At 56.8% G+C, this 21,910-nt stretch carries 22 protein-coding genes; 14 read left to right on the plus strand and 8 right to left on the minus strand.

Translation table 11 applies throughout. The features are described from left to right. Window positions 1-7: 7 nt before the first annotated feature. On the minus strand, window positions 8-748 hold the full coding sequence (hemD, locus tag FA91_RS19760) for a uroporphyrinogen-III synthase (RefSeq protein ID WP_034918628.1): 741 nt from the start codon (window positions 746-748) through the stop codon (window positions 8-10). Beyond that, on the minus strand, window positions 745-1,680 hold the full coding sequence (hemC, locus tag FA91_RS19765; RefSeq protein WP_034918631.1) for a hydroxymethylbilane synthase: 936 nt from the start codon (window positions 1,678-1,680) through the stop codon (window positions 745-747). Before hemC ends, hemD begins: the two co-directional genes overlap by 4 nt. 278 nt (window positions 1,681-1,958) lie before the next feature. On the opposite strand from hemC, the gene FA91_RS19770 reads away from it, so the two are divergent. The 7 genes from FA91_RS19770 to uvrD all read left to right on the plus strand — a co-directional run bounded on the left by FA91_RS19770 (window position 1,959) and on the right by uvrD (window position 10,169). Further along, window positions 1,959-4,496: a class I adenylate cyclase gene (locus FA91_RS19770; protein ID WP_034918635.1), complete on the plus strand. Its 2,538-nt coding sequence runs from the start codon at window positions 1,959-1,961 to the stop codon at window positions 4,494-4,496. 102 nt (window positions 4,497-4,598) lie between these two features. Continuing rightward, entirely contained in the window at window positions 4,599-4,781 is a 183-nt protein-coding gene (locus tag FA91_RS19775) for a lipoprotein (protein ID WP_034918637.1), read from the plus strand. Between the two features lie 27 nt (window positions 4,782-4,808). Continuing rightward, complete coding sequence (dapF, locus tag FA91_RS19780; protein ID WP_034919597.1) at window positions 4,809-5,633, plus strand: diaminopimelate epimerase; 825 nt, start codon at window positions 4,809-4,811, stop codon at window positions 5,631-5,633. Further along, the gene (locus tag FA91_RS19785) at window positions 5,630-6,337 is read left to right on the plus strand and encodes a DUF484 domain-containing protein (protein WP_034918640.1); all 708 of its coding nucleotides are present in this window, start codon (window positions 5,630-5,632) and stop codon (window positions 6,335-6,337) included. The genes dapF and FA91_RS19785 overlap by 4 nt, the downstream gene beginning before the upstream one ends. Then, on the plus strand, window positions 6,334-7,233 hold the full coding sequence (gene xerC, locus FA91_RS19790; protein ID WP_034918642.1) for a tyrosine recombinase XerC: 900 nt from the start codon (window positions 6,334-6,336) through the stop codon (window positions 7,231-7,233). Before FA91_RS19785 ends, xerC begins: the two co-directional genes overlap by 4 nt. Further along, the gene (gene yigB / locus FA91_RS19795) at window positions 7,233-7,949 is read left to right on the plus strand and encodes a 5-amino-6-(5-phospho-D-ribitylamino)uracil phosphatase YigB (protein WP_034918645.1); all 717 of its coding nucleotides are present in this window, start codon (window positions 7,233-7,235) and stop codon (window positions 7,947-7,949) included. Before xerC ends, yigB begins: the two co-directional genes overlap by 1 nt. 57 nt (window positions 7,950-8,006) lie before the next feature. Further along, entirely contained in the window at window positions 8,007-10,169 is a 2,163-nt protein-coding gene (uvrD, locus tag FA91_RS19800) for a DNA helicase II (RefSeq protein WP_034919599.1), read from the plus strand. On the opposite strand, the gene FA91_RS21475 is transcribed toward uvrD, so the two are convergent. Next, on the minus strand, window positions 10,166-10,297 hold the full coding sequence (locus tag FA91_RS21475; RefSeq protein WP_255350085.1) for a hypothetical protein: 132 nt from the start codon (window positions 10,295-10,297) through the stop codon (window positions 10,166-10,168). The two genes, uvrD and FA91_RS21475, sit on opposite strands and share 4 nt — an antisense overlap. A gap of 32 nt (window positions 10,298-10,329) precedes the next feature. On the opposite strand from FA91_RS21475, the gene ysgD reads away from it, so the two are divergent. Then, the gene (gene ysgD, locus FA91_RS21410; RefSeq protein ID WP_231566816.1) at window positions 10,330-10,386 is read left to right on the plus strand and encodes a YsgD/CorL family protein; all 57 of its coding nucleotides are present in this window, start codon (window positions 10,330-10,332) and stop codon (window positions 10,384-10,386) included. A 130-nt stretch (window positions 10,387-10,516) separates the two neighbouring features. Then, complete coding sequence (corA, locus tag FA91_RS19805; RefSeq protein ID WP_034918648.1) at window positions 10,517-11,470, plus strand: magnesium/cobalt transporter CorA; 954 nt, start codon at window positions 10,517-10,519, stop codon at window positions 11,468-11,470. Between the two features lie 15 nt (window positions 11,471-11,485). Here the strand turns inward: corA and rarD are convergent, their stop codons facing one another. Both rarD and FA91_RS19815 read right to left on the minus strand, forming a co-directional pair. Further along, on the minus strand, window positions 11,486-12,409 hold the full coding sequence (gene rarD, locus FA91_RS19810) for an EamA family transporter RarD (RefSeq protein WP_051937351.1): 924 nt from the start codon (window positions 12,407-12,409) through the stop codon (window positions 11,486-11,488). Window positions 12,410-12,446: 37 nt separating this feature from the next. Then, a complete protein-coding gene (locus tag FA91_RS19815; protein WP_034918650.1) occupies window positions 12,447-12,920 on the minus strand; it encodes a thioesterase family protein in 474 nt (157 codons plus the stop codon). Window positions 12,921-13,092: 172 nt separating this feature from the next. Here FA91_RS19815 and pldA point away from each other — a divergent pair, with 172 nt between their 5' ends. From pldA to rhtC, 3 genes are read left to right on the plus strand one after another with little or no spacing between them, the layout of a single operon-like run. Beyond that, entirely contained in the window at window positions 13,093-13,971 is an 879-nt protein-coding gene (pldA, locus tag FA91_RS19820; protein ID WP_034918652.1) for a phospholipase A, read from the plus strand. A 58-nt stretch (window positions 13,972-14,029) separates the two neighbouring features. Further along, window positions 14,030-15,856 (plus strand): ATP-dependent DNA helicase RecQ, encoded by a 1,827-nt coding sequence (gene recQ / locus FA91_RS19825; RefSeq protein ID WP_034918654.1) that lies wholly within the window; start codon window positions 14,030-14,032, stop codon window positions 15,854-15,856. A 33-nt stretch (window positions 15,857-15,889) separates the two neighbouring features. Further along, the gene (rhtC, locus tag FA91_RS19830) at window positions 15,890-16,516 is read left to right on the plus strand and encodes a threonine export protein RhtC (RefSeq protein ID WP_034918655.1); all 627 of its coding nucleotides are present in this window, start codon (window positions 15,890-15,892) and stop codon (window positions 16,514-16,516) included. Here the strand turns inward: rhtC and rhtB are convergent. Next, window positions 16,513-17,136, minus strand: coding sequence for a homoserine/homoserine lactone efflux protein (gene rhtB / locus FA91_RS19835; RefSeq protein WP_034918658.1), 624 nt, complete (start codon window positions 17,134-17,136; stop codon window positions 16,513-16,515). The two genes, rhtC and rhtB, sit on opposite strands and share 4 nt — an antisense overlap. Before the next feature lie 95 nt (window positions 17,137-17,231). Here rhtB and pldB point away from each other — a divergent pair, with 95 nt between their 5' ends. After that, window positions 17,232-18,224: a lysophospholipase L2 gene (pldB, locus tag FA91_RS19840; protein ID WP_034918660.1), complete on the plus strand. Its 993-nt coding sequence runs from the start codon at window positions 17,232-17,234 to the stop codon at window positions 18,222-18,224. Window positions 18,225-18,287: 63 nt separating this feature from the next. Further along, a complete protein-coding gene (gene yigL, locus FA91_RS19845; RefSeq protein WP_034918663.1) occupies window positions 18,288-19,088 on the plus strand; it encodes a sugar/pyridoxal phosphate phosphatase YigL in 801 nt (266 codons plus the stop codon). 31 nt (window positions 19,089-19,119) lie between these two features. On the opposite strand, the gene glpQ is transcribed toward yigL, so the two are convergent. Next, window positions 19,120-20,169 carry a glycerophosphodiester phosphodiesterase gene (gene glpQ, locus FA91_RS19850; RefSeq protein ID WP_034918664.1) on the minus strand — a complete coding sequence of 350 codons (1,050 nt, stop codon included), beginning with the start codon at window positions 20,167-20,169 and terminating at the stop codon, window positions 19,120-19,122. A gap of 14 nt (window positions 20,170-20,183) precedes the next feature. Continuing rightward, window positions 20,184-21,533 (minus strand): glycerol-3-phosphate transporter, encoded by a 1,350-nt coding sequence (glpT, locus tag FA91_RS19855; protein ID WP_034919603.1) that lies wholly within the window; start codon window positions 21,531-21,533, stop codon window positions 20,184-20,186. Between the last annotated feature and the right edge of the window lie 377 nt (window positions 21,534-21,910).

Consider the following 21,910-nt stretch of genomic DNA (forward strand, 5'->3'; position numbering starts at 1 on the left):
TTAAAGTTTATTGTAACGCGCGCAGCAGGGCATCGTTATTGGCGTTTTCCGCCACGACGATATCATGCCAGCCCAGTTCTCTGGCGCGGGTAGCCAGGCGTTCACTGACGACAACCAGCCGACAGTGGAGAAGCCATTCCTCGCGGTCGACAGCCGGGAACAGCGAATAAATTTGTTGCAGCATTTCGCCGCTGGTCACCACCACGGTGGTGATGCCCCGATCACGCCAGCGGCGTCCTTCAATAGCGCCCTGATAAATTTTTGCACTACGTTGATAGCACTCAATAAACTGTATATCAGCGCCGCGCTGTTGCAAGGTTTCAGCGAGTAATTCACGCCCGCCGTTGCCGCGCAAGATCAGCGCGCGCTTGCCGGAAACCTGCTGAAGCGCAGGTAACTGTATCAGCACTTCACTGATTTCCTGCTCATGCGGCCAGACGACATTCAGCCCGCTTACGGCGTGCAACGCAAGCGCAGTGGAACGTCCTATAGCATAGTAGTTCAGGCTGGCCGGCCACGATACGCCAGCGCGTGCGAGCGCGGGCTGCGCATAATGGACAGCGTGCTGCGAAAGGAGCATAACAAGGTCGCCCGGTTGCAGCGCGGCGAGCTGCTCTGGCAGCTGTGAGAGGCCGGTGCCGGGTGTAAATTCGATAAGCGGCATTGACCAGGCGGTTCGTCCCTGCCTGCGCAAGCGGGTAACCAGCTCTTCTGCGGCGGGTTCGGGACGCGTCACCAGAATGCTCATGCGGGCGCCTGATAGATTCTGGCAAGGATTTCCCGCCCGCCGCCGTTGAGCAGCTCTTCCGCCAGCGAGATACCCATTTTTTCAGCCTCTGCGCGCGGGCCGCGGCGTTCACCGCGGATCATCGCCGTGCCGTCCGGCGAACCGATCAGGCCACGCAGCCAGAGCGCATCGCCTTCCAGCACCGCATAGCTGCCGATCGGCACCTGACAGCCGCCTTCGAGGCGGGTATTCATGGCGCGCTCGGCTTTTACACGCGTGGCGGTGTCGTCGTCATTCAACGGCGCCAGCAGGGCGATAGTTTGCGCGTCGTCAAGGCGGCACTCTATGCCTACCGCACCCTGGCCGACCGCCGGCAGCGACTCTTCGGCTGGCATGGTGTGACGAATGCGATCGGTAAGCCCAAGCCGTTTCAGGCCTGCGGCGGCAAGGATGATGGCATCGTATTCTCCGGCGTCCAGCTTGCCCAGGCGCGTGCCGACGTTACCGCGCAGCGAACGGATGATAAGATCGGGACGACGCGCGCTTAACTGGCACTGACGGCGCAGGCTGGAGGTGCCGACGACCGCGCCGTGAGGCAGGTCGTTAACGGCGGCAAAACGGTGCGAGACAAAAGCGTCAAGCGGATCGTCCCGCTCGCAGATGGTTACCAGACCCAGACCGTCCGGGAACGCGACCGGCACATCTTTCATCGAATGCACCGCAATATCGGCCCGATCGGAGAGCATTGCCTGTTCAAGTTCTTTAACGAACAATCCTTTGCCGCCCACTTTTGCCAGCGGCGTATCAAGCATCACGTCGCCTTTGGTCACCATGGGCACCAGCTCAACGCGCAGGCCCGGATGGTATGCCATCAGGCGCTGTTGAACATATTGTGCCTGCCATAATGCGAGCGGGCTTTGTCTGGTAGCAATTCTTAAAATTTTGTCTAACATGCTTCATACCGTTTTGATCGGACGCTGATTATCCTATCATTGTTACGAGAAGGCTGACAGTTTCCACGGTCTGAAACGGGCGCATTGAAGGATCTTCGGCGAAAGCGATTGTAAAGCGTGCTAAACTTACGTGTAGCGCATCTTTCTTTACGGTCAATCTGCCAGGTGTTAGATTGATCACGTTTCCGGCAATAGTTCGCACGACTATTTTTAACTATAAGCGGCGGATCTCGGAAACAGGGTTTTTTGTAAGCACTGGGACAATCAGGCGAGACGTCTTGTACCTCTACATAGAGTCACTGAAACAGAGACTGGATGCCATCAACCAGCTTCGCGTCGATCGCGCGCTGGCCGCGATGGGACCTGCGTTTCAACAGGTTTACAGTCTGCTGCCAACCTTATTACATTATCATCATCCGCTGATGCCGGGTTACCTTGAAGGTAACGTTCCACATGGCATCAGCTTTTACACGCCTGATGAAAGTCAGTTGAAATATCTGCATGATTTAGAAGGGAAATCTGGAAAATCTGCTGCCGTTCCTCTGGCGGGTGAAATGCCCATCACCGGCATCTATTCAATGGGAAGTACCTCCTCGGTTGGGCAAAACTTCACTTCTGACCTTGATATCTGGGTTTGTCATCAGTCCTGGCTCGACAACGAAGAGCGCCTTTGCCTGCAAAAGAAATGCACGCTACTGCAAAACTGGTGTGCGGCGATGGGCGTTGAAGTCAGCTTCTTCCTGATCGATGAAAACCGTTTTCGTCATAATGAAAGCGGCAACCTTGGCGGCGAAGACTGCGGTTCCACGCAGCATATTCTGTTGCTGGACGAGTTTTACCGTACCGCCGTACGCATGGCGGGCAAACGTATTTTATGGAATATGGTGCCGGGTGAAGAGGAAGAGCATTACGACGATTACGTCATGTCGCTTTACCAGAAAGGCGTCCTGACGCCAAACGAATGGCTCGATCTTGGCGGACTGAGCACGCTTTCAGCGGAAGAATACTTCGGCGCCAGCCTCTGGCAACTGTATAAAAGCATCGATTCCCCGTATAAAGCGGTGCTGAAGACGCTGCTGCTGGAAGCCTATTCGTGGGAATACCCCAGCACACGGCTGCTGGCGATGGACATCAAGCAGCGCCTGCACGATGGTGAAATCGTCTCTTACGGCCTCGACCCCTACTGCATGATGCTGGAGAGAGTGACGCACTACCTGACCAGCATTGACGACATGCCGCGCCTCGACCTGGTGCGCCGCTGCTTTTACCTGAAGGTGTGCGAAAAACTCTCTGTCGGGCAGACTAAATCCGGTTGGCGACGCGAGATCCTCGGTCAGTTGGTGAAAGAGTGGGGCTGGGACGCGCAGCGCGTCGCCATTCTGGACAGCCGCGCAGAATGGAAAATCGGTCGCGTGCGCGAAGCGCATAACGAACTGCTGGACGCGATGATGCAGAGCTATCGCAACCTGATCCGCTTCGCGCGCCGCAACAATCTCAGCGTCAGCGCCAGCCCGCAGGATATCGGCGTGCTGACCCGCAAACTTTACGCCGCGTTCGAAGCGCTGCCCGGTAAGGTCACGCTGGTGAATCCACAGATCTCGCCGGATCTCTCCGAGCCGCATCTCACCTTTATTCACGTGCCGAACGGTCGCGCCAATCGCGCAGGCTGGTATCTGTACAATCAGTCGCCGGATATGCAGTCGATTATCAGCCATCAGCCGCTGGAATATAACCGCTACCTCAACAAGCTGGTTGCCTGGGCGTGGTTCAATGGCCTGCTCACCAGCAAGACGCAGTTGCACATCAAGGGCAATGACCTTTGCGATTTGCCGCGGCTTCAGGAGCTGGTGGCGGACGTTTCGCAACACTTCCCGCTGCGCCTGCCTGCGCCAACGGCGAAAGCGCTTTACAGCCCGTGCGAAATCCGTCATCTGGCGATCATCGTCAATCTGGAGTATGACCCGACAGCGGCATTCCGTAATCAGGTGGTGCATTTCGATTTCCGCAAGCTGGACGTCTTCAGTTTCGGTCAGCAGCAGCAGTGCCTGATCGGCAGTATCGACCTGCTTTATCGCAATTCGTGGAACGAAGTGCGCACGCTGCATTTCAGCGGCGAGCAGGCGATGATCGAAGGATTGAAAACCATTTTGGGCAAAATGCATCAGGACGCCGCGCCGCCGGATCACGTTGAGGTCTTTTGCTACAGTCAGCATCTGCGCGGGCTGATCCGTACCCGCGTTCAGCAGCTGGTTTCAGAATGCATTGAGCTGCGGCTGTCGAGCACGCGCCAGGAGCCGGGGCGTTTTAAAGCCGTGCGCGTGGCGGGGCAGACCTGGGGCCTGTTCTTCGAACGCCTCAGCGTCTCCGTGCAGAAGCTGGAAAACGCCGTCGAATTTTACGGGGCTATTTCGAATAACAAACTGCACGGGCTGTCGATCAAAGTTGAAACGGATCAGTCGCGCCTGCCTGCGGTCGTGAACGGTTACGCCAGCGAAGGCATTATTCAGTTCTTCTTTGAAGACACGAAGGACGACCGCGGCTTCAATATCTACATTCTCGATGAAACCAATCGCGTGGAGATTTATCACCACTGCGAGGGCAGTAAAGAAGAACTGGTACGCGACGTCAGCCGCTTTTACTCCTCTTCTCACGACCGTTTTACCTACGGCTCCAGCTTTGTAAACTTTAACCTGCCGCAGTTCTATCAAATTGTGCAGGCGGAAGGCCGCTTCCAGGTGATCCCATTCCGCAGCCGGGCGCTCAGCGATCCGCTGCCGGAGGTGGATGACTACACGCAGCATTATCAAATGCGCTAAGTCGTATTTGCCGCGTGACGAAACACCTTTTCCTGTTGCTTTTACTCTTTCACCTGCGATGATAGACAACCAACAGGCACCCATAACAAGCAGAAACCTAGCATGAACAAAATGATTTGCCGGATGGCGCTGGTGCTGGCGGCAGCCAGCCTGACGGGATGTGGGCTGAAAGGGCCGTTGTACTTTCCGCCGGACGATCGGCCAAAACAGCAAACCGCGCCCGATGCGGCACAGACTGTCAAACCGTCGCAGAGTGATGAGCAGCAGACGCCAACGACTCGCTAAACCATGAACCCTTCGTCGGAGCAGAAAATGCAGTTCTCAAAAATGCACGGCCTGGGCAATGACTTTATGGTGGTCGATGCCGTTACGCAAAACGTCTATTTTTCTCCAGAGCTGATCCGCCGGCTGGCGGATCGCCATCTGGGGATCGGCTTCGATCAACTGCTGGTAGTTGAACCGCCTTACGATCCCGATCTCGATTTTCACTATCGCATTTTCAATGCTGACGGTAGTGAAGTGGCGCAGTGCGGCAACGGCGCGCGCTGCTTTGCCCGCTTCGTACGGCTGAAAGGGCTGACGAATAAAAGCGATATACGCGTGAGCACCCAGACCGGACGGATGGTGCTCAGCGTCACGTCCGATGAGCAGGTATGCGTCAACATGGGCGAGCCCAACTTTGAACCGCAGCAGGTGCCTTTTCGCGCCAACAAGGCCGAAAACCTTTACCTGATGCGCGCCGCCGAGCAAACGGTGATGTGCGGCGTGGTGTCGATGGGCAATCCGCACTGCGTAATGCAGGTCGACAGCGTGAAAACCGCGCAGGTCGAGGTGCTCGGTCCGGTGCTCGAAAGCCATGAGCGTTTCCCGGAGCGGGTCAACGTGGGCTTTATGGAAGTGGTGAGCGAGCAGCATATTCGCCTGCGCGTTTTTGAACGCGGCGCTGGCGAAACGCAGGCCTGCGGCAGCGGCGCCTGTGCGGCAGTAGCGGTCGGTATTCAACAGACGCTGCTGGCGGAAAAAGTCAGGGTTGATCTGCCTGGCGGCAGCCTAAACATAGCCTGGAAAGGCGTTGGTCATCCGCTCTATATGACCGGCCCCGCCACTCACGTTTACGACGGATTTATCCATTTATGAAAAATGTCGGTGAACAACAGGACGCCAGCGAACTGTTGCTGGACGATCGTGCCATCAGCGATTACCTGCTGCAAAATCCAGACTTCTTTATTCGCAATGCGCGCCAGGTCGAGCAGATGCTGGTGCCGCATCCGGTGCGGGGAACGGTTTCACTGGTGGAGTGGCAACTGGCTCGTCAGCGCAACCACATCACCCGGTTGGAAGAAGAGATCACCCTGCTGATGGAGCAGGCCAGCGCGAATCAACAGCTTTTCGACCGGCTGTTAACGCTTCAGGGGCGCCTGGCGGCGGCGCCCAGCCTGCATGACATGCTCAACCGGCTGCATCGCTGGGCGCGCGAGCTGGGTCTGGCCGGTGCGAATGTGCGTCTGTTCAGTGAAAAATGGCGCATCGGCGCGCCGTCCGATTTCACCCAACTGGCGCTGTCGCGTCAGGCGTTCGAGCCCGTCCGCATTCAGCGACTCGGCAAACACCAGCACTACCTGGGCAGCCTGAACGGCCCGGAACTGCTGCTGCTGCTGCCGCAGGCGAAAGCGATCGGCTCGGTGGCGATGTCGCTGATGGGCGAGCAGGGCGATCTCGGCGTACTGATCTTCAGTAGTCGCGACACGCAGCACTATCAGTCCGGCATGGGAACGGTACTGCTACAGCATCTGTCGCAGATGCTGCCGGAACTGCTGCTGCGCTGGGTTGAGCGTGCATGAGCGCGCTCCAGCCTGCCGTTGACGGCTTTCTGCGCTACCTGAAGGTTGAGCGTCAGCTCAGCCCGCTGACGCAGGTTAACTACCAGCGCCAGCTCTCCGCCTGCATAATGCTGCTGGAGGAGATGACGGTGACGGCGTGGAATACGCTTGATGCGGCGGGCGTGCGCTCGCTGGCGGCCCGCAGCCGTCGCGCGGGCCTGAAGCCCGCCAGCCTGGCGCTGCGCCTCTCCGCGCTGCGCAGTTTTCTTGACTGGCAGGTGGCGCAGGGCGCGCTGAAAGCCAATCCGGCGAAAGGCGTCGCCACGCCGCGCGCGCCGCGTCACCTGCCGAAAAATATCGACGTCGATGAGGTCAACCAACTGCTGGAGATCGATCTGAACGATCCGCTGGCGGTACGCGACCGCGCGATGCTGGAAACGATGTACGGCGCAGGTCTGCGTCTCTCTGAGCTGGTTGGCATTGATACCGGCCATCTCGATCTGGAAGCAGGCGAAGTCTGGGTGATGGGGAAAGGCAGTAAGGAGCGGCGGCTGCCCATCGGCCGCACGGCAGTACAGTGGCTGACGCACTGGCTGGAAATGCGCGAGCTGTTTGCGCCCGCCGACAACGCGGTATTTCTTTCCATGCAGGGAAAACGTATTTCGACGCGCAACGTACAAAAACGGTTTGCCGAGTGGGGCGTGAAGCAGGGCGTGTCGAGCCATATTCATCCGCACAAGCTCCGCCACTCTTTTGCCACCCATATGCTGGAATCCAGCGGCGATCTGCGCGCGGTGCAGGAGCTGCTGGGCCACGCCAACCTGACCACCACGCAGATCTATACCCATCTCGACTTCCAACATCTGGCGTCGGTTTACGATGCCGCCCATCCCCGTGCCAAACGAGGAAAATCCTGATGCATTTCTACCGCCCGCTGCGGCCCGTTGCCGCGATGAGCTTCGATCTCGACGACACCCTGTACGATAACGCCGGGGTCATCCGCCGCACGACAGATGAATCCCACACGTTCCTGCAAAACTATCATCCCGCGCTGAAGCAGTTCAGCGTGGAGCAGTATCAGCTGCTGCGTGACAGCCTGCGTGAGCAGGAGCCGGAAATTTATCATGACGTCAGCGAATGGCGACGTCGTGCGGTGGCGCTGGCGATGCGCAATGCCGGTTTAACGGAGCAGGAAGCAGAAGCGGGTTCGCGCGCGGTGATGGCGCATTTCGCCCACTGGCGCAGTCAGATCGAGGTGCCGGACGAGACGCACAGCACGCTGAGCGCACTGGCAGAAAAGCTGCCGCTGGTGGCGATCACCAACGGCAACGCCGAGCCGCACCTGTTCGGTCTTGATAAATATTTCAAATTTATTCTGCGTGCGGGGCCGCACGGTCGCGCCAAGCCGTATGAGGATATGTATCGGCTGGCGGCAGAGAAGCTTAACCTGCCGCTTTCCGCCATCCTGCATGTTGGCGACGACCTGACCACCGACGTTGCCGGCTCAGTACGTTGCGGTATGCAGGCCTGCTGGATCAACCTGCGCGAAGGCAATCTGATGCATATCAACGACACACGTCTGCTGCCAACGCTGGAAATTTCCCGGTTGGCATCGCTGACGGCGCTGATATAATAGCTGTTTAAATATCCAGTGGCGCGATGCGTCATTTCTCCTGATTTGGTGGTGCCTGTGGACGTTTCTGAGTTACTGGACGGTCTGAACGACAAACAACGCGAGGCCGTTGCCGCGCCGCGCAGCAACCTGCTGGTGCTGGCGGGCGCGGGCAGCGGCAAAACGCGCGTGCTGGTGCATCGCATCGCCTGGCTGCTGTCGGTGGAGAATGCGTCCCCCTACTCGATCATGGCCGTTACCTTTACCAACAAAGCCGCCGCCGAAATGCGTCACCGCATCGAACAGTTGATCGGCACCAGCCAGGGCGGCATGTGGATCGGCACCTTCCACGGCCTTGCGCATCGCCTGCTGCGGGCGCACCATCTGGACGCCAGGCTGCCGCAGGACTTTCAGATCCTCGACAGCGAAGACCAGCTTCGCCTGCTCAAACGCCTGATCAAAGCGATGAACCTTGATGAGAAGCAGTGGCCCGCGCGCCAGGGCATGTGGTACATCAACGGTAAAAAAGATGAGGGGCTACGGCCCAAACACATCGAAAGTTATGGCAATCCCGTCGAGCAGACGTGGCTGCGCATCTATCAGGCCTATCAGGAAGCGTGCGATCGCGCCGGGCTGGTGGATTTCGCCGAGCTGCTGCTGCGCGCCCATGAGCTGTGGCTGGATAAGCCGCATATCCTCAACCACTATCGGGAACGCTTCACCAATATTCTGGTGGATGAGTTTCAGGACACCAACAACATCCAGTACGCCTGGATCCGTATGCTGGCTGGCAGTACGGGGAAAGTGATTATCGTTGGCGACGATGACCAGTCGATCTACGGCTGGCGCGGCGCGCAGGTTGAGAATATTCAACGCTTTCTTAACGACTTCAGCGGCGCGGAAACCATTCGGCTGGAGCAGAATTACCGTTCCACCAACAACATTCTGAAAGCGGCGAATGCGCTGATTGCCAATAATAATGGTCGTCTCGGTAAAGAGCTGTGGACCGACGGCAGCGATGGCGATCCCATTTCGCTTTATTGCGCTTTCAACGAGCTGGACGAAGCGCGCTTTGTGGTCAACCGCATCAAAGTGTGGATGGAGAACGGCGGCGCGCTGAACGACTGCGCCATACTTTATCGCAGCAACGCCCAGTCGCGCGTGCTGGAAGAGGCGCTGCTGCAAACCAGCCTGCCTTACCGGATTTATGGCGGCATGCGCTTCTTCGAGCGCCAGGAGATCAAGGACTCGCTCGCCTACCTGCGGCTGATCGCCAATCGCAACGACGACGCGGCCTTTGAACGCGTGGTGAATACGCCCACGCGCGGCATCGGCGATCGCACGCTGGACGTGGTGCGGCAAACCGCCCGCGAGCGCCAGCTCACGCTCTGGCAGAGCACCCGATCGCTGCTTCAGGAAAAAGCGCTGGCGGGCCGCGCGGCGTCCGCGCTTCAGCGCTTTACCGAACTGGTGGACTCGCTGGCGCAGGAAACCAGCGAGCTGTCACTGCACGTACAGACTGACCGGGTTATCAAAGACTCCGGGCTGTGGCTGATGTACGAACAGGAGAAGGGCGAAAAAGGCCAGGCGCGCATTGAAAACCTTGAGGAACTGGTCAACGCCACGCGCCAGTTCAGCTATCAGGACGAAACCGAAGATCTGATGCCGCTCCAGGCGTTTCTCTCTCATGCCGCGCTGGAAGCGGGCGAAGGTCAGGCTGACCGCTGGCAGGATGCGGTGCAGATGATGACGCTGCATTCGGCAAAAGGGCTGGAATTTATGCAGGTGTTTATCGTTGGCGTGGAAGAGGGGATGTTCCCCAGCCAGATGTCGCTGGAAGAGGGCGGCAGGCTGGAAGAAGAACGTCGTCTGGCCTATGTGGGCGTTACGCGTGCGATGCAAAAACTCACGCTGACCTGGGCAGAAACGCGTCGCCTGTATGGCAAAGAGGTTTATCATCGTCCATCCCGTTTCATCGGCGAGCTGCCGGAAGAGTGCGTGGAGGAAGTTCGCCTGCGCGCCAGCGTCAGCCGCCCGGTCAGCCATCAGCGTATGGGCACGCCGATCGCGCAAAACGACAGCGGCTTTACGCTCGGTCAGCGCGTCCGCCATGCCAAATTCGGCGAAGGCACGATTGTTAACCTTGAGGGCAGTGGCGATCACAGTCGTCTTCAGGTCGCCTTCCAGGGCCAGGGGATCAAATGGCTGGTCGCCGCCTATGCGAAGCTGGAAACGGTTTAATCGTCCGTTGCCTGTCGCTGCGTCTCAGGCAGCGTCAGGCGCCGTCCACCGTCCGGCAGCATCGTAAAAATTTGTCGCTTAATTAACGCTGACCACTGGTTGACGCCATTTTCGGCACAGCGTAACATGCGCGCACCATTACCTTCAGAGGACATACGCCTTGGACACACCCAGTCGATACTGGCTCACTTACCTGGATTCCAGGTACAACTCCTAAGGCTATCCCTCCTTGCCGATAGCCTTCGTGGTTGTTGGCGACCCGCATTCTGTCGCATCGAGTCAGATGTAACCGACACGCCGTGTTCAGGCTTCGTCCCTTTTGTTATTGACCAATTGGGAGTACAGCTATGCTGAGCGCATTTAAACTGGATCACAGCCGCTTAACCCGCCTTGAACTGGACGATCCCAGCGACAAGCTCGTGAACTCCGTTTGGGTCGATCTTATCGAACCCGAAGAAGACGAGCGCGACCGCGTGCAGAGCGAACTGGGCCAGAGCCTGGCAACCCGTCCCGAGCTGGAAGACATCGAAGCGTCGGCGCGTTTTTTTGAAGACGAAGACGGCCTGCATATCCACTCCTTTTTCTTTTATGAAGATGCAGACGATCACGCTGGCAACTCCACGGTGGCGTTTACCATTCGTGAAGGTCGCCTCTATACGCTGCGCGAGCGCGAACTGCCCGCTTTTCGCCTCTACCGCATGCGCGCCCGTAGCCAGGTCCTGGCCGACGGCAACGCCTACGAACTGCTGCTCGATCTGTTTGAAACCAAAATCGAACAGTTAGCGGACGAAATTGAAAATATCTACAGTGACCTGGAAAAGCTGAGTCGCGTCATTATGGAAGGGCAGCAGGGCGATGAGTTTGACTCCGCGCTCTCCACGCTGGCTGAACTGGAAGATATCGGCTGGAAGGTGCGTTTATGTCTGATGGATACCCAACGCGCGCTGAATTTCCTGGTGCGTAAAGCGCGCCTGCCGGGCAATCAGCTTGAGCAGGCACGGGAGATCCTGCGCGATATCGAGTCCCTGCTTCCGCACAATGAATCACTGTTTCAGAAGGTTAACTTCCTGATGCAGGCGGCGATGGGCTTTATCAATATCGAGCAGAACCGCATCATTAAAATCTTCTCGGTTGTGTCCGTGGTCTTCCTGCCGCCAACGCTGGTGGCCTCCAGCTACGGCATGAACTTTGAGTTTATGCCTGAGCTGAAGTGGAGCTTTGGCTATCCGGCCGCGATTGGCCTGATGATCCTTGCCGGGCTGGCGCCTTACGCCTACTTTAAGCGTAAAAACTGGCTGTAAAGAGAAGGGTGATGGTCAACCTTCTGCCCCGCTTTCGCGGGGTTTTTGATGCGGTTCCCTGCGGCGCAGCGCCCAAACCGCATCAAAGATGAAAACGGCCAGCGCCACCCAGATGAAACCGAAGGTAACGGCCTTATCCGGCGTGATGCGTTCGCCGTAAAACACCACCGCCAGCAAAAACATTAGCGTTGGGCCAAGGTATTGAAAGAAGCCCACCGTTGAGAGGCGCAGCCGCGAACAGGCGGCGGTAAAGAGCATCAGCGGAATGGTGGTCACGATACCTGCCGCCACCAGCAGCAGATTCAGAGAGAGCGCGTTCTGGCTCAGATGGCTGGTGCTGCTGTCAGCAACGCCGAACAGATAGATTGCCGCCACCGGCAGCAGCCAGCTGGTTTCAATCAGCATGCCGGTCTGCGCGTCCACGCCAATTTTCTTTCGCACCAGACCGTAAAAAGAGAAGGTTACCGCCAGCCCCAGCGCGATAACCGGCACCGAACCAAACTTCCATAGCTGAATAATCACGCCGCAGGCCGCCAGCGCGACCGCAAACCACTGTAACCGGCGGAAACGCTCGCCGAGAAACAGCATCCCAACCAGCACGTTAAACAGCGGGTTGATAAAGTAGCCGAGACTCGCTTCCAGCATATGATCGTTGTTCACTGCCCAGATAAACAGCAGCCAGTTGCTGCAAATCACCGTGGCGGATGCGGCCAGCAGCAGCACTTTTTTCGGCTGGCGGAGAATGATTTTTACGTTCGCCCAGTGGCGGGTGACGCTCACCAGCAGCAGCATAAAGAAGAACGACCAGATCACCCGATGCGTCATGATCTCATCCGGCGAAACCTGTTTAATCAGCTTGAAGTAGGCGGGCGCGATGCCCCAGATAAAATAAGCACCGAGAGCAAAAAGCACGCCCTGACGCGTTTGCTGTGCATCCATGTAATGTTACTCCATCAGATTGTGAGAAAATACCCGATCAGCCTACCAGATAGGTGGCCGTTGCGCTGGCAATATAAACGCCTGCGTCGTTGTGCAATTCAACACGCGCCACCGCCACTTTGTTGCCCGCGCGCAGCAGGCTACTGCTGGCGATGAAACGATCGCCGCGTCCGGGGCGCAGATAGTCCACGCGTAAATCGATGGTGCCCATTCGTGAAAGCCGCTCTCGCAGCGCCGCTTCGGTAATGCCGTCCTGACGCGTCAACACGCTGTGAACGCAAATCAGGCCTGCCGCCACATCAAGCACGGAGGCGATCACGCCGCCGTGCAGGATTTTCTGCGCCGCGTTACCCACCAGCTGCGTCTGATTGGCAAAACTGACCTCGGCGTAGTCCGCCTCCAGACGATCGAGCGTCAATCCCAGCGCGCGATTAAACGGCATGTCGTAAATAAAAATGTTGCCGATCAGACGGCGGGCGGCTTCCTGATCCAACGGGACAGCAGCGGTCATGAAAAAATTCCTTTACGAGAGCGTGCACAAAAGCACAAGGTAACAGACTGGCTATTTTAGGTTGCGCATCGATTGCTTTCCACTTTACAAAAACAGCGCTAATGCCCCCGGATATTTGCGTGTAGAATGGCGTGCTTTTTACTCAATTTGCGTCTCATTTCTGGAGAAAATTATGTCAATGCTGAAAGGGTTGCTGACCGCCGCGATCCTGTTTCCCTCGTTAGTGCTGGCAAAAGAAGCTACGGTCACCGAGATTCACGATCGGCCCGCCGTGCACGGCAGTATTATTGCTAACCTGTTGGAAAAGCACGATAATCCGTTTTTGCTTTACCCTTATGAAAGCAACTATCTTCTGTATACCGATACCAGCAACATTAATAAGAAAGCTATCGATTCCTATAGCTGGGCGGACGAAGCACGGCACGATGAGGTCAAATTTCAGTTAAGTCTGGCGTTTCCTCTCTGGCGTGGCATTTTGGGTGACAACTCGGTGCTGGGCGCATCCTATACTCAGGGTTCGTGGTGGCAGCTCTCCAACCGCGGCGGTTCGTCGCCGTTTCGTGAGACCGATTACCAGCCGCAAATTTTCCTCGGCTGGGCCACCGACTACTCTTTTGCTGGCTGGACGCTGCGCGACGTTGAAGTGGGCCTCAATCATCAGTCAAACGGTCGTTCGGAACCCACTTCACGCAGTTGGAACCGCGCGTACGCTCGTCTGATGGCGCAAAACGGCAACTGGATGGTGGAAGCAAAACCCTGGATACGTTTCTCCGAAAGCGCAAATGACGACGACAATCCTGATATCACCAAATACATGGGGTATTATCGTCTGACGGTTGGCTATCAACTGGGCGAAAGCGTTTTCAGCGTCAAGAGCAACTATAACTGGAACAGCGGTTACGGCGGCGCGGAACTGGGCTGGAGCTACCCAATGACCGATCACGTGCGTTTTTATACGCAGGTATTTAGCGGCTATGGTGAATCGCTGATTGACTATAACCATCGCCAGACGCGCGTCGGCGTTGGCGTCATGTTGAACGATCTGTTTTAACGTTTTTCTCGACGGGCCACGCTCCGGCGGCCCGCCGATCATCAGATTTGGGGAATATGTGTCTACGGCTGTAGTAATTGATCGGGAAGCGCTGGCGCAACAGATCCTGCAAGATACGTTCGGCTATCCGCAGTTTCGCCCCGGCCAGCAAAGCATTATTCAGGCTGCGCTGAAAGGGCGCGATTGCCTGGTGGTGATGCCGACCGGCGGTGGCAAATCGCTTTGCTATCAAATCCCCGCGCTGGTGCTTGAGGGACTGACGCTGGTAGTGTCGCCGCTTATCTCGCTGATGAAGGATCAGGTGGATCAACTGCTGGCGTACGGCGTCGCGGCGGCCTGCCTGAATTCTACGCAGACGCGCGAAGAGCAGCAGACGGTGATGGCCGGATGCCGCGACGGCAGCGTGAAGCTGCTCTACATCGCCCCTGAACGGCTGATGATGGATAACTTTCTCGACAGCCTGAGCCACTGGCGCCCGGCGATGCTGGCGGTTGATGAAGCGCACTGCATCTCGCAGTGGGGGCACGATTTCCGTCCTGAATATGGCGCGCTGGGCCAGTTGCGACAGCGCCTGCCCGACGTACCTGTGATGGCGCTTACCGCCACCGCCGATGAAACCACCCGTAATGATATCGTTCGTCTGCTTCAGCTTGACGATCCGCTTATCCAGCTTAGCAGCTTCGATCGTCCCAACATTCGCTACACGCTGGTGGAGAAATTTAAACCGACTGAGCAACTGATCCGCTACGTGCAGGATCAGCGCGGCAAGTGCGGCATTATTTATTGCAACAGCCGGGCCAAGGTTGAAGATACCGCCGCTCGTCTGCAAAGCCGCGGCCTGAGCGTGGGCGCCTATCATGCGGGCATGGACAGTGCCCACCGCGGGCAGGTGCAGGAGGCCTTTCAGCGCGACGACCTGCAAATCGTGGTTGCCACCGTCGCTTTTGGCATGGGCATCAACAAGCCAAACGTGCGTTTTGTGGTGCACTTCGATATTCCGCGCAATATTGAGTCTTACTATCAGGAAACCGGACGCGCCGGACGCGATGGTCTGCCGGCGGAAGCGCTGATGCTTTACGATCCCGCCGATATGGCGTGGCTGCGTCGCTGTCTTGAAGAGAAAGCGCCGGGGCCACTACAGGATATTGAACGCCACAAGCTGAATGCAATGGGCGCTTTCGCCGAAGCGCAAACCTGTCGCCGCCTGGTATTGCTTAACTATTTTGGTGAAGGGCGACAGCAGCCCTGCGATAACTGCGATATCTGCCTCGATCCGCCGCGCCGCTATGACGGCCTGGTTGAAGCGCAAAAAGCGCTGTCGGGCATTTATCGCGTCGGGCAGCGCTTCGGTATGGGTTACGTGGTGGAAGTATTGCGCGGCGCGAACAACCAGCGCATACGCGAGCTGGAACACGACAAGCTGCCGGTTTACGGCATCGGACGCGACCAGACCAACGAGCATTGGGTCAGCGTGCTGCGTCAGCTCATCCATCTGGGCCTGGTGACGCAAAATATCGCTATGCACTCGGCGCTTCAGCTTACCGAGGCGGCGCGCCCGATTCTGCGCGGTGAGGCGCCGCTGATGCTGGCGGTGCCGCGTCTGGTCAGCATCAAACCGCGTCAGTCAGGTCAAAAATCCTTTGGCGGCAATTACGATCGCAAGCTGTTCGCCAAGCTGCGCAAATTGCGCAAGGCGATTGCCGATGAAGAGAATATTCCGCCTTATGTGGTGTTCAACGATGCCACGCTGATCGAAATGGCGGAGCAGATGCCGCTCACCGCTTCAGAAATGCTGGGCGTGAGCGGTGTCGGGCAGCGGAAGCTGGAACGTTTTGGTAAGCCGTTTCTGATGATGATTAAAGATCACGTCGATGGCGAGGAGTAGCGCCATTCAGCTCTCACAACAGGAGATCACGCTATGCTGATGTTGTTTATCACCGTTGCCGCCGTGCACTTTGTTGCGCTGATGAGCCCCGGCCCGGACTTCTTTTTTATCTCACAAACGGCGGCCAGCCGCTCGCGGAAAGAGGCCATGTTCGGCACGTTGGGGATCACGTTGGGCGTGGCCGTCTGGGCGGGCGTGGCGCTGATGGGGCTGCATCTGATCCTGCAAAAAATGGCCTGGCTGCACCAGGTGATTATGATTGGCGGCGGCCTTTATCTCCTGTGGATGGGCTTTCAGCTGTTGCGCTCCGCACGCAATCAGCACCGCCAGTCCGCCGCGCCTGCGGCGGAGCCGGTCGTGCTGCAAAAGCGAGACCACAGCTTTATTAAAGGATTGTTAACCAACCTGTCGAACCCAAAAGCCGTGGTCTATTTCGGCAGCGTGTTCTCACTTTTTGTCGGTGATGACGTCAGCGCCGGGGCGCGCTGGGGGCTGTTTTTACTGATCGTTGTTGAGACGTTTATCTGGTTCAGTCTGGTGGTCAGCCTTTTCGCGCTGCCAAAAATGCGCCAGGGCTATCAACGCCTGGCGAAGTGGATTGACGGCGTGGCGGGTGCGCTTTTCGCCGGTTTCGGCATTCACCTGCTGCTTTCCCGCTAGGCAATACGGCGCGCTGAAGCCAGCAGCGCGCCAACCGCGACAAACATGCCGCCAAAAATACGGTTCAGCAGTTTCATCTGACGCGGCCCTTTCACCCATGCCGCGATGCGCGTTGCCAGCGTAGCGTAACCAATCATGACAATGATATCGATGACAACGGTGGTCACGCCCAGTACCAGATACTGCATCGCCTGGGGCTGATGCGGAATAATGAACTGCGGAAACAGCGCGGCAAGAAAGACAATACTTTTAGGGTTGGTCAGATTTACCAGCACCGCGCGTTTAAACAGCTTGCGACGCGGTATCACCTGCGCCACCGCCTGCAAATCCAGGCCGCCGCTGGCGCGCCACTGCTGAATGCCAAGCCAGACCAGCCAGGCGGCGCCGGCCCATTTCAGCACGTCAAAGGCCAGCGCAGATTGTGCAAAAAGCGCCCCCAGGCCAATGCCGACCAGCGCAATATGCAGCGAAAGTCCGACCTGAAGCCCTGCGATGGAAGCAAGCGCGCCGCGATAGCCGTGGCTGATGCCGGTGCTCATGGTATTGATTGCCCCGGAGCCGGGTGAGAGGCTCAAAATCGAGGTGGTAAGAAGGTAGGTGAGCCACCATTCGACGGTCATTCGTAACGTTCCCTCACAGCGCAGAAGTATGACACAATACGCTATTGTCAAAAGGTGCGCCACGTAATGACGACAGAGCGGATAAAGGAAAGCCGATGAGGAATACCGCTGACGGCTGGACATCGCGGGAAAAAGCGTTTGCCGCATTTGCCACCGGTCCGCTGCTGGATTTCTGGCGGCGGCGCGAAGAAGATGAGTTCACGGGTGTTGAAAACGTGACGATCCGCTACGTGCGCTTCATTTCTCCGCAACATGACAAGGTTATTTTACTTTGTCCCGGTCGCATTGAGAGCTACGTGAAGTATCCCGAAGTGGCTTACGATCTGTTTCACTGCGGATACGACGTGATCATTATTGATCATCGCGGCCAGGGGCGATCAGAACGGCTGTTGCAGGACTCCCATCGCGGGCACGTCGAGAATTTTGAACACTATGTTGACGATCTGGAGACGCTCTATCTGAAAGAGATTGTGAGCCGGCACTATCGTCGCCGCTTCGCACTGGCGCATTCGATGGGCGGGGCCATTCTGGCGCTGATGATCGCGCGTCAGCCGACAGCGTTCGATGCCGTGGTGCTTGCCTCGCCGATGTTTGGTATTTTTTTGCCAATGCCGGTGTGGATGGCGAACCGCATTCTTAACTGGACGGAAGCGCGTCCGGCCCTGCGTGACGGCTATGCGTTAGGAACCGGCCGATGGCGGGCGCATCCATTTGGCATCAATATGTTGACTCACAGCCACGAACGTTACCGCCGCAACCTGCGTTTTTACGCTGACGATCCCGCGCTTCGGGTTGGCGGCCCCACCTACCACTGGGTTCGTGAAGGGATGCAGGCAGGGCTGAACATTCTCAGTAAGGCAACGGCGATCTCCACGCCGTTACTGCTGTTGCAGGCTGGCGCAGACAAGGTTGTGGACAACCGCGCACAGGATCTGTTTTGCCAGACAATGGCCGCCGCAGGTCAGCCCTGTGAGGGCGGTAAACCGCAGGTGATCAGCGGTGCGCGTCATGAGATCTTGTTCGAAAAAGACAGCATGCGTGCCGAAGCGTTACATGCCATCGTCGATTTTTTTGCCCGGCATAACTGATTTGCACCACTCAGAGACACGTCATTCAGACACTTGTCCGACAACCGATTAATCAGAGGAATTATGTACCCTATTGTTGCTTCCGACCTTGATGGCACCCTGCTTACCCCGGATCACCGCCTGTCGCCCTTCGCGCGCGAGACGCTTCAGCTACTGACGCAGAAAGGCGTGCATTTTGTTTTCGCTACCGGACGGCACTATATCGATGTCGGTCAAATGCGCGACAGCCTCGGCATTGACGCCTTTATGATCACCTCGAACGGCGCGCGCGTGCATAACACCGCGGGCGAACTGGTGTTCAGCCATAACCTGGACGAAGACATCGCCGAAGAGCTGTTCGCTTTGCATCACAGTCATCAGGACATTTTTACCAATATCTATCGTGATGAAGAGTGGTTCCTGAACCGACAGCGGCCGGAAGAGCTGGATTTTTTCCGCGAATCAAATTTCAACTATCAGGTTTATCAGCCGGGATCGCTGCCTGCGGACGGCATCAGCAAAGTGTTCTTCACCTGCGCGATACCTGAACTTCTGATCCCGCTGGAGGAAGCGCTGATCGCACGCTGGGGCGATCGCGTCAACGTCAGCTTCTCGCTGCCAACCTGCCTGGAAGTGATGGCGGGCGGCGTCTCAAAAGGGCACGCGCTGGATGCGGTTTCCCGGACGCTGGGCTTTTCGCTGAAAGAGTGCATTTCGTTTGGCGACGGCATGAATGATAAAGAGATGCTGACCATGGCGGGCAAAGGCTGCATCATGAGTAATTCTCATCAGCGCCTGAAGGATCTCCTGCCGGATCTGGAGGTCATCGGGCCTAATGCCGACAACGCGGTGCCGGTTTACCTGCGCAAGCTTTATAACGTGTAAAATTCCGCCCTCAGTCGAGGGCGGAATGCGTTTAGTGATGAAGAAAGCGCACGGCCTTGTCCGGGAAATCGGTGAACAGGCCGTCTACCTGCGCCTGGTTATAGAGCACGTCATAGACGCGATCGACGTTGTCAGCCCAGGGCGGTAGCTGGTCGGCGCGAACGGTATAGGGATGCACCACCATCTTGTTCTGATGCGCTTCCTGAACCATATCCGTCAGACGGATTCTCGCTTTTGTCGAGCCAGGCGCAATCAGCATGTGATAGTCCGGGCCGATGCCGTCGGCGTACTGCGCGATGGTTTTCATCGCGCCGGGTTTGAACATCCAGTCGTAGCTGTAGTTGACCCATTTGCCGTTTTTCTGCTCCTGCGTCTCTTTTGAGTCGGTATCGGTGATGAGCTGTACCAGCCTCAGATCCATTCCTCTTTTCGGCTCCAGTTCCGTTTTGATCCGCTTCAGCTCGTTGTAGTCGAAACACTGCAACCAGACATTATCGCTTTTGCCGCTGTAGCCATAGCGCTTCAGTACATCCAGTACCTTCGCAGAGATATCCTTGCCTTCCTGACGGTGAAACCACGGCGCTTTGATCTCGGTATAAATGCCGATATTTTTGCCCGTAGAGTGGTTCAGCCCCTGAATAAACTCGATTTCCTCTTCAAAGGTATGAACGCGAAAGTCGGACTTACCCATAGGGAAACGACCAGGGAAAGTTTGCACTTTTTTGCCGTCTTTTACGGTGAAGCCTTCGGTAAACTTAAGGCCTTTGATTTCCGCCAGCGTGAAGTCAATGGCATAAAAGCGACCATCTTTGCGGGCGCGGTCGGGATAGCGTTCCGCCACGTCAGTGACGCGATCGAGGTAGTGATCGTGAAGCACAACCAGCCGGTCGTCTCTGGTCATCACCAGATCCTGTTCGAGGAAATCCGCTCCCTGCGCGAAGGCCATCGCCTTGGCGGGAAGTGAATGCTCAGGTAAATACCCGCTTGCGCCGCGATGAGCGATAACAATTTTTTCCTGCGCGGCCAGCGCGCCCGCTGAAGTACCGATCAACAATGCGGTCACTAACATGGCTAACTTCATAGACTTCCCCTTATTTATTTCATCTGACTGATGTGCTGCTTGTGCTTGTTTTCACTGAGCATTGTCATGATCAGCAGGATAACCGCCATGACGCCGCCGCCAATCATCAGTATGAATCCGCCATCCCAGCCATACGCATCGACGGTGTAACCTACCACGGCGCTGGCCGCGACCGAACCGCCCAGATAGCCAAACAGGCCGGTAAAACCAGCCGCGGTGCCCGCTGCTTTTTTGGGCGCCAGTTCCAGTGCATGCAGGCCAATCAGCATTACCGGGCCGTAAATCAGAAAGCCGATAACAATCATACAAGCCATATCAATATTCGGATTTCCGGCGGGGTTCATCCAGTAAACCACCGTTGCGATGGTCACCAGCACCATAAAGAACACGCCGGTTGCGCCACGGTTGCCCTTAAAGACTTTATCCGACATCCAGCCGCACAGCAGCGTGCCCGGAATGCCGGCATACTCATACAGGAAGTAAGCCCAGGACGATTTATCCAGCGCGAAGTGCTTCGCCTCTTTTAAATAGGTGGGCGACCAGTCAAGAATGCCGTAGCGCAGCAGATAAACGAACACGTTAGCCAGCGCGATGTACCACAGCAGCTTGTTAGGCAGAACGTACTGCATGAAGATCTGCTTCGCTGTCAGCTCTTCTTCGTGTTTTTCATCGTAGTCCGGCGGGTAGTCATTTTTATACTCTTCAATGGGCGGCAAACCGCAGGATTGCGGCGTATCGCGCATCAGGGCGAAGGCAATCAGCGCAACCAGAATCGCGCCGAAAGCCGGCATATAGAGCGCGGCTTTCCAGTCGTTAAACCACGCCATGCCGAGCAGAAACAGTAGCGGAGGTAAACCCCCGCCGACGTTATGCGCACAGTTCCAGACGGAAACGATGCCGCCGCGCTCTTTCTGCGACCACCAGTGGACCATGGTGCGTCCGCAGGGCGGCCAGCCCATCCCCTGAAACCAGCCGCAGAGAAACAGCAGCACGAACATCACCATAATGCTCGACGTGGCCCAGGGCACAAAGCCCATAAACAGCATGACAGCACCGGCCAGGATCAGACCGGCGGGCAGAAACACGCGTGGGTTTGAACGGTCAGAAACCGAGCCCATAATGAATTTAGAAAAACCGTAGGCGATGGAAATGCCGGAAAGCGCAAAACCGAGATCGCCGCGCGAGAAGCCCTGTTCGACCAGATAGGGCATAGCCAGCGCAAAGTTTTTACGCACCAGATAGTAGGCAGCGTAACCGAAAAATATCCCCAGGAAGATTTGCCAACGCAGTTTGCGGTAGAGCGGATCTACTCGGCCGTCGTCGACGCGCGGCTGATGTGCCGCTGGCTTGAAAATACTGAGCATGTGGCCTCCAATGGCACGATAGTGTTTTATTTTTATGCGCCCTGCGGCGCGCCAGAAAACAGGTGAAGATGAAATGAAATGTTCCATTTCGCGCGCAGAATAAGTGAGAAGAAACAAAGAATCCGTGAAGAAGAGCGCAATTGTTACAGATTTATGACAGAGCGATCGTTTGTGTGTCGTATTTCACGAAAATATTTCACTTCTCAGCCATGAGAATGTGAGATTTATCACTATTAAACGCAATCGTAAAAGCTCCTTTTTTCGCTTCTGCGCGTTTATGTTCTCAAAAGAAAATCAGGAGAGGTTATAGTTTGCGCACTTGTCAACGAAATAGTTCTCTGCCATTTGCCGGTTTTTGCTACTCTGTCGCCACTTTT

The sequence above is a fragment of the Erwinia sp. 9145 genome, from assembly GCF_000745075.1.
GTDB lineage: Bacteria > Pseudomonadota > Gammaproteobacteria > Enterobacterales > Enterobacteriaceae > Erwinia > Erwinia oleae.

Coding starts and splice junctions, on each gene's coding strand:
- hemD (WP_034918628.1), bottom strand. CDS start 748: ATGAGCATTCTGGTGACGCGTCCCGAACCCGCCGCAGAAGAGCTGGTT.
- hemC (WP_034918631.1), bottom strand. CDS start 1,680: ATGTTAGACAAAATTTTAAGAATTGCTACCAGACAAAGCCCGCTCGCA.
- FA91_RS19775 (WP_034918637.1), top strand. CDS start 4,599: ATGAACAAAATGATTTGCCGGATGGCGCTGGTGCTGGCGGCAGCCAGC.
- dapF (WP_034919597.1), top strand. CDS start 4,809: ATGCAGTTCTCAAAAATGCACGGCCTGGGCAATGACTTTATGGTGGTC.
- FA91_RS19785 (WP_034918640.1), top strand. CDS start 5,630: ATGAAAAATGTCGGTGAACAACAGGACGCCAGCGAACTGTTGCTGGAC.
- xerC (WP_034918642.1), top strand. CDS start 6,334: ATGAGCGCGCTCCAGCCTGCCGTTGACGGCTTTCTGCGCTACCTGAAG.
- yigB (WP_034918645.1), top strand. CDS start 7,233: ATGCATTTCTACCGCCCGCTGCGGCCCGTTGCCGCGATGAGCTTCGAT.
- FA91_RS21475 (WP_255350085.1), bottom strand. CDS start 10,297: ATGTTACGCTGTGCCGAAAATGGCGTCAACCAGTGGTCAGCGTTAATT.
- corA (WP_034918648.1), top strand. CDS start 10,517: ATGCTGAGCGCATTTAAACTGGATCACAGCCGCTTAACCCGCCTTGAA.
- rarD (WP_051937351.1), bottom strand. CDS start 12,409: ATGGATGCACAGCAAACGCGTCAGGGCGTGCTTTTTGCTCTCGGTGCT.
- FA91_RS19815 (WP_034918650.1), bottom strand. CDS start 12,920: ATGACCGCTGCTGTCCCGTTGGATCAGGAAGCCGCCCGCCGTCTGATC.
- pldA (WP_034918652.1), top strand. CDS start 13,093: ATGTCAATGCTGAAAGGGTTGCTGACCGCCGCGATCCTGTTTCCCTCG.
- rhtC (WP_034918655.1), top strand. CDS start 15,890: ATGCTGATGTTGTTTATCACCGTTGCCGCCGTGCACTTTGTTGCGCTG.
- rhtB (WP_034918658.1), bottom strand. CDS start 17,136: ATGACCGTCGAATGGTGGCTCACCTACCTTCTTACCACCTCGATTTTG.
- pldB (WP_034918660.1), top strand. CDS start 17,232: ATGAGGAATACCGCTGACGGCTGGACATCGCGGGAAAAAGCGTTTGCC.
- yigL (WP_034918663.1), top strand. CDS start 18,288: ATGTACCCTATTGTTGCTTCCGACCTTGATGGCACCCTGCTTACCCCG.
- glpQ (WP_034918664.1), bottom strand. CDS start 20,169: ATGAAGTTAGCCATGTTAGTGACCGCATTGTTGATCGGTACTTCAGCG.
- glpT (WP_034919603.1), bottom strand. CDS start 21,533: ATGCTCAGTATTTTCAAGCCAGCGGCACATCAGCCGCGCGTCGACGAC.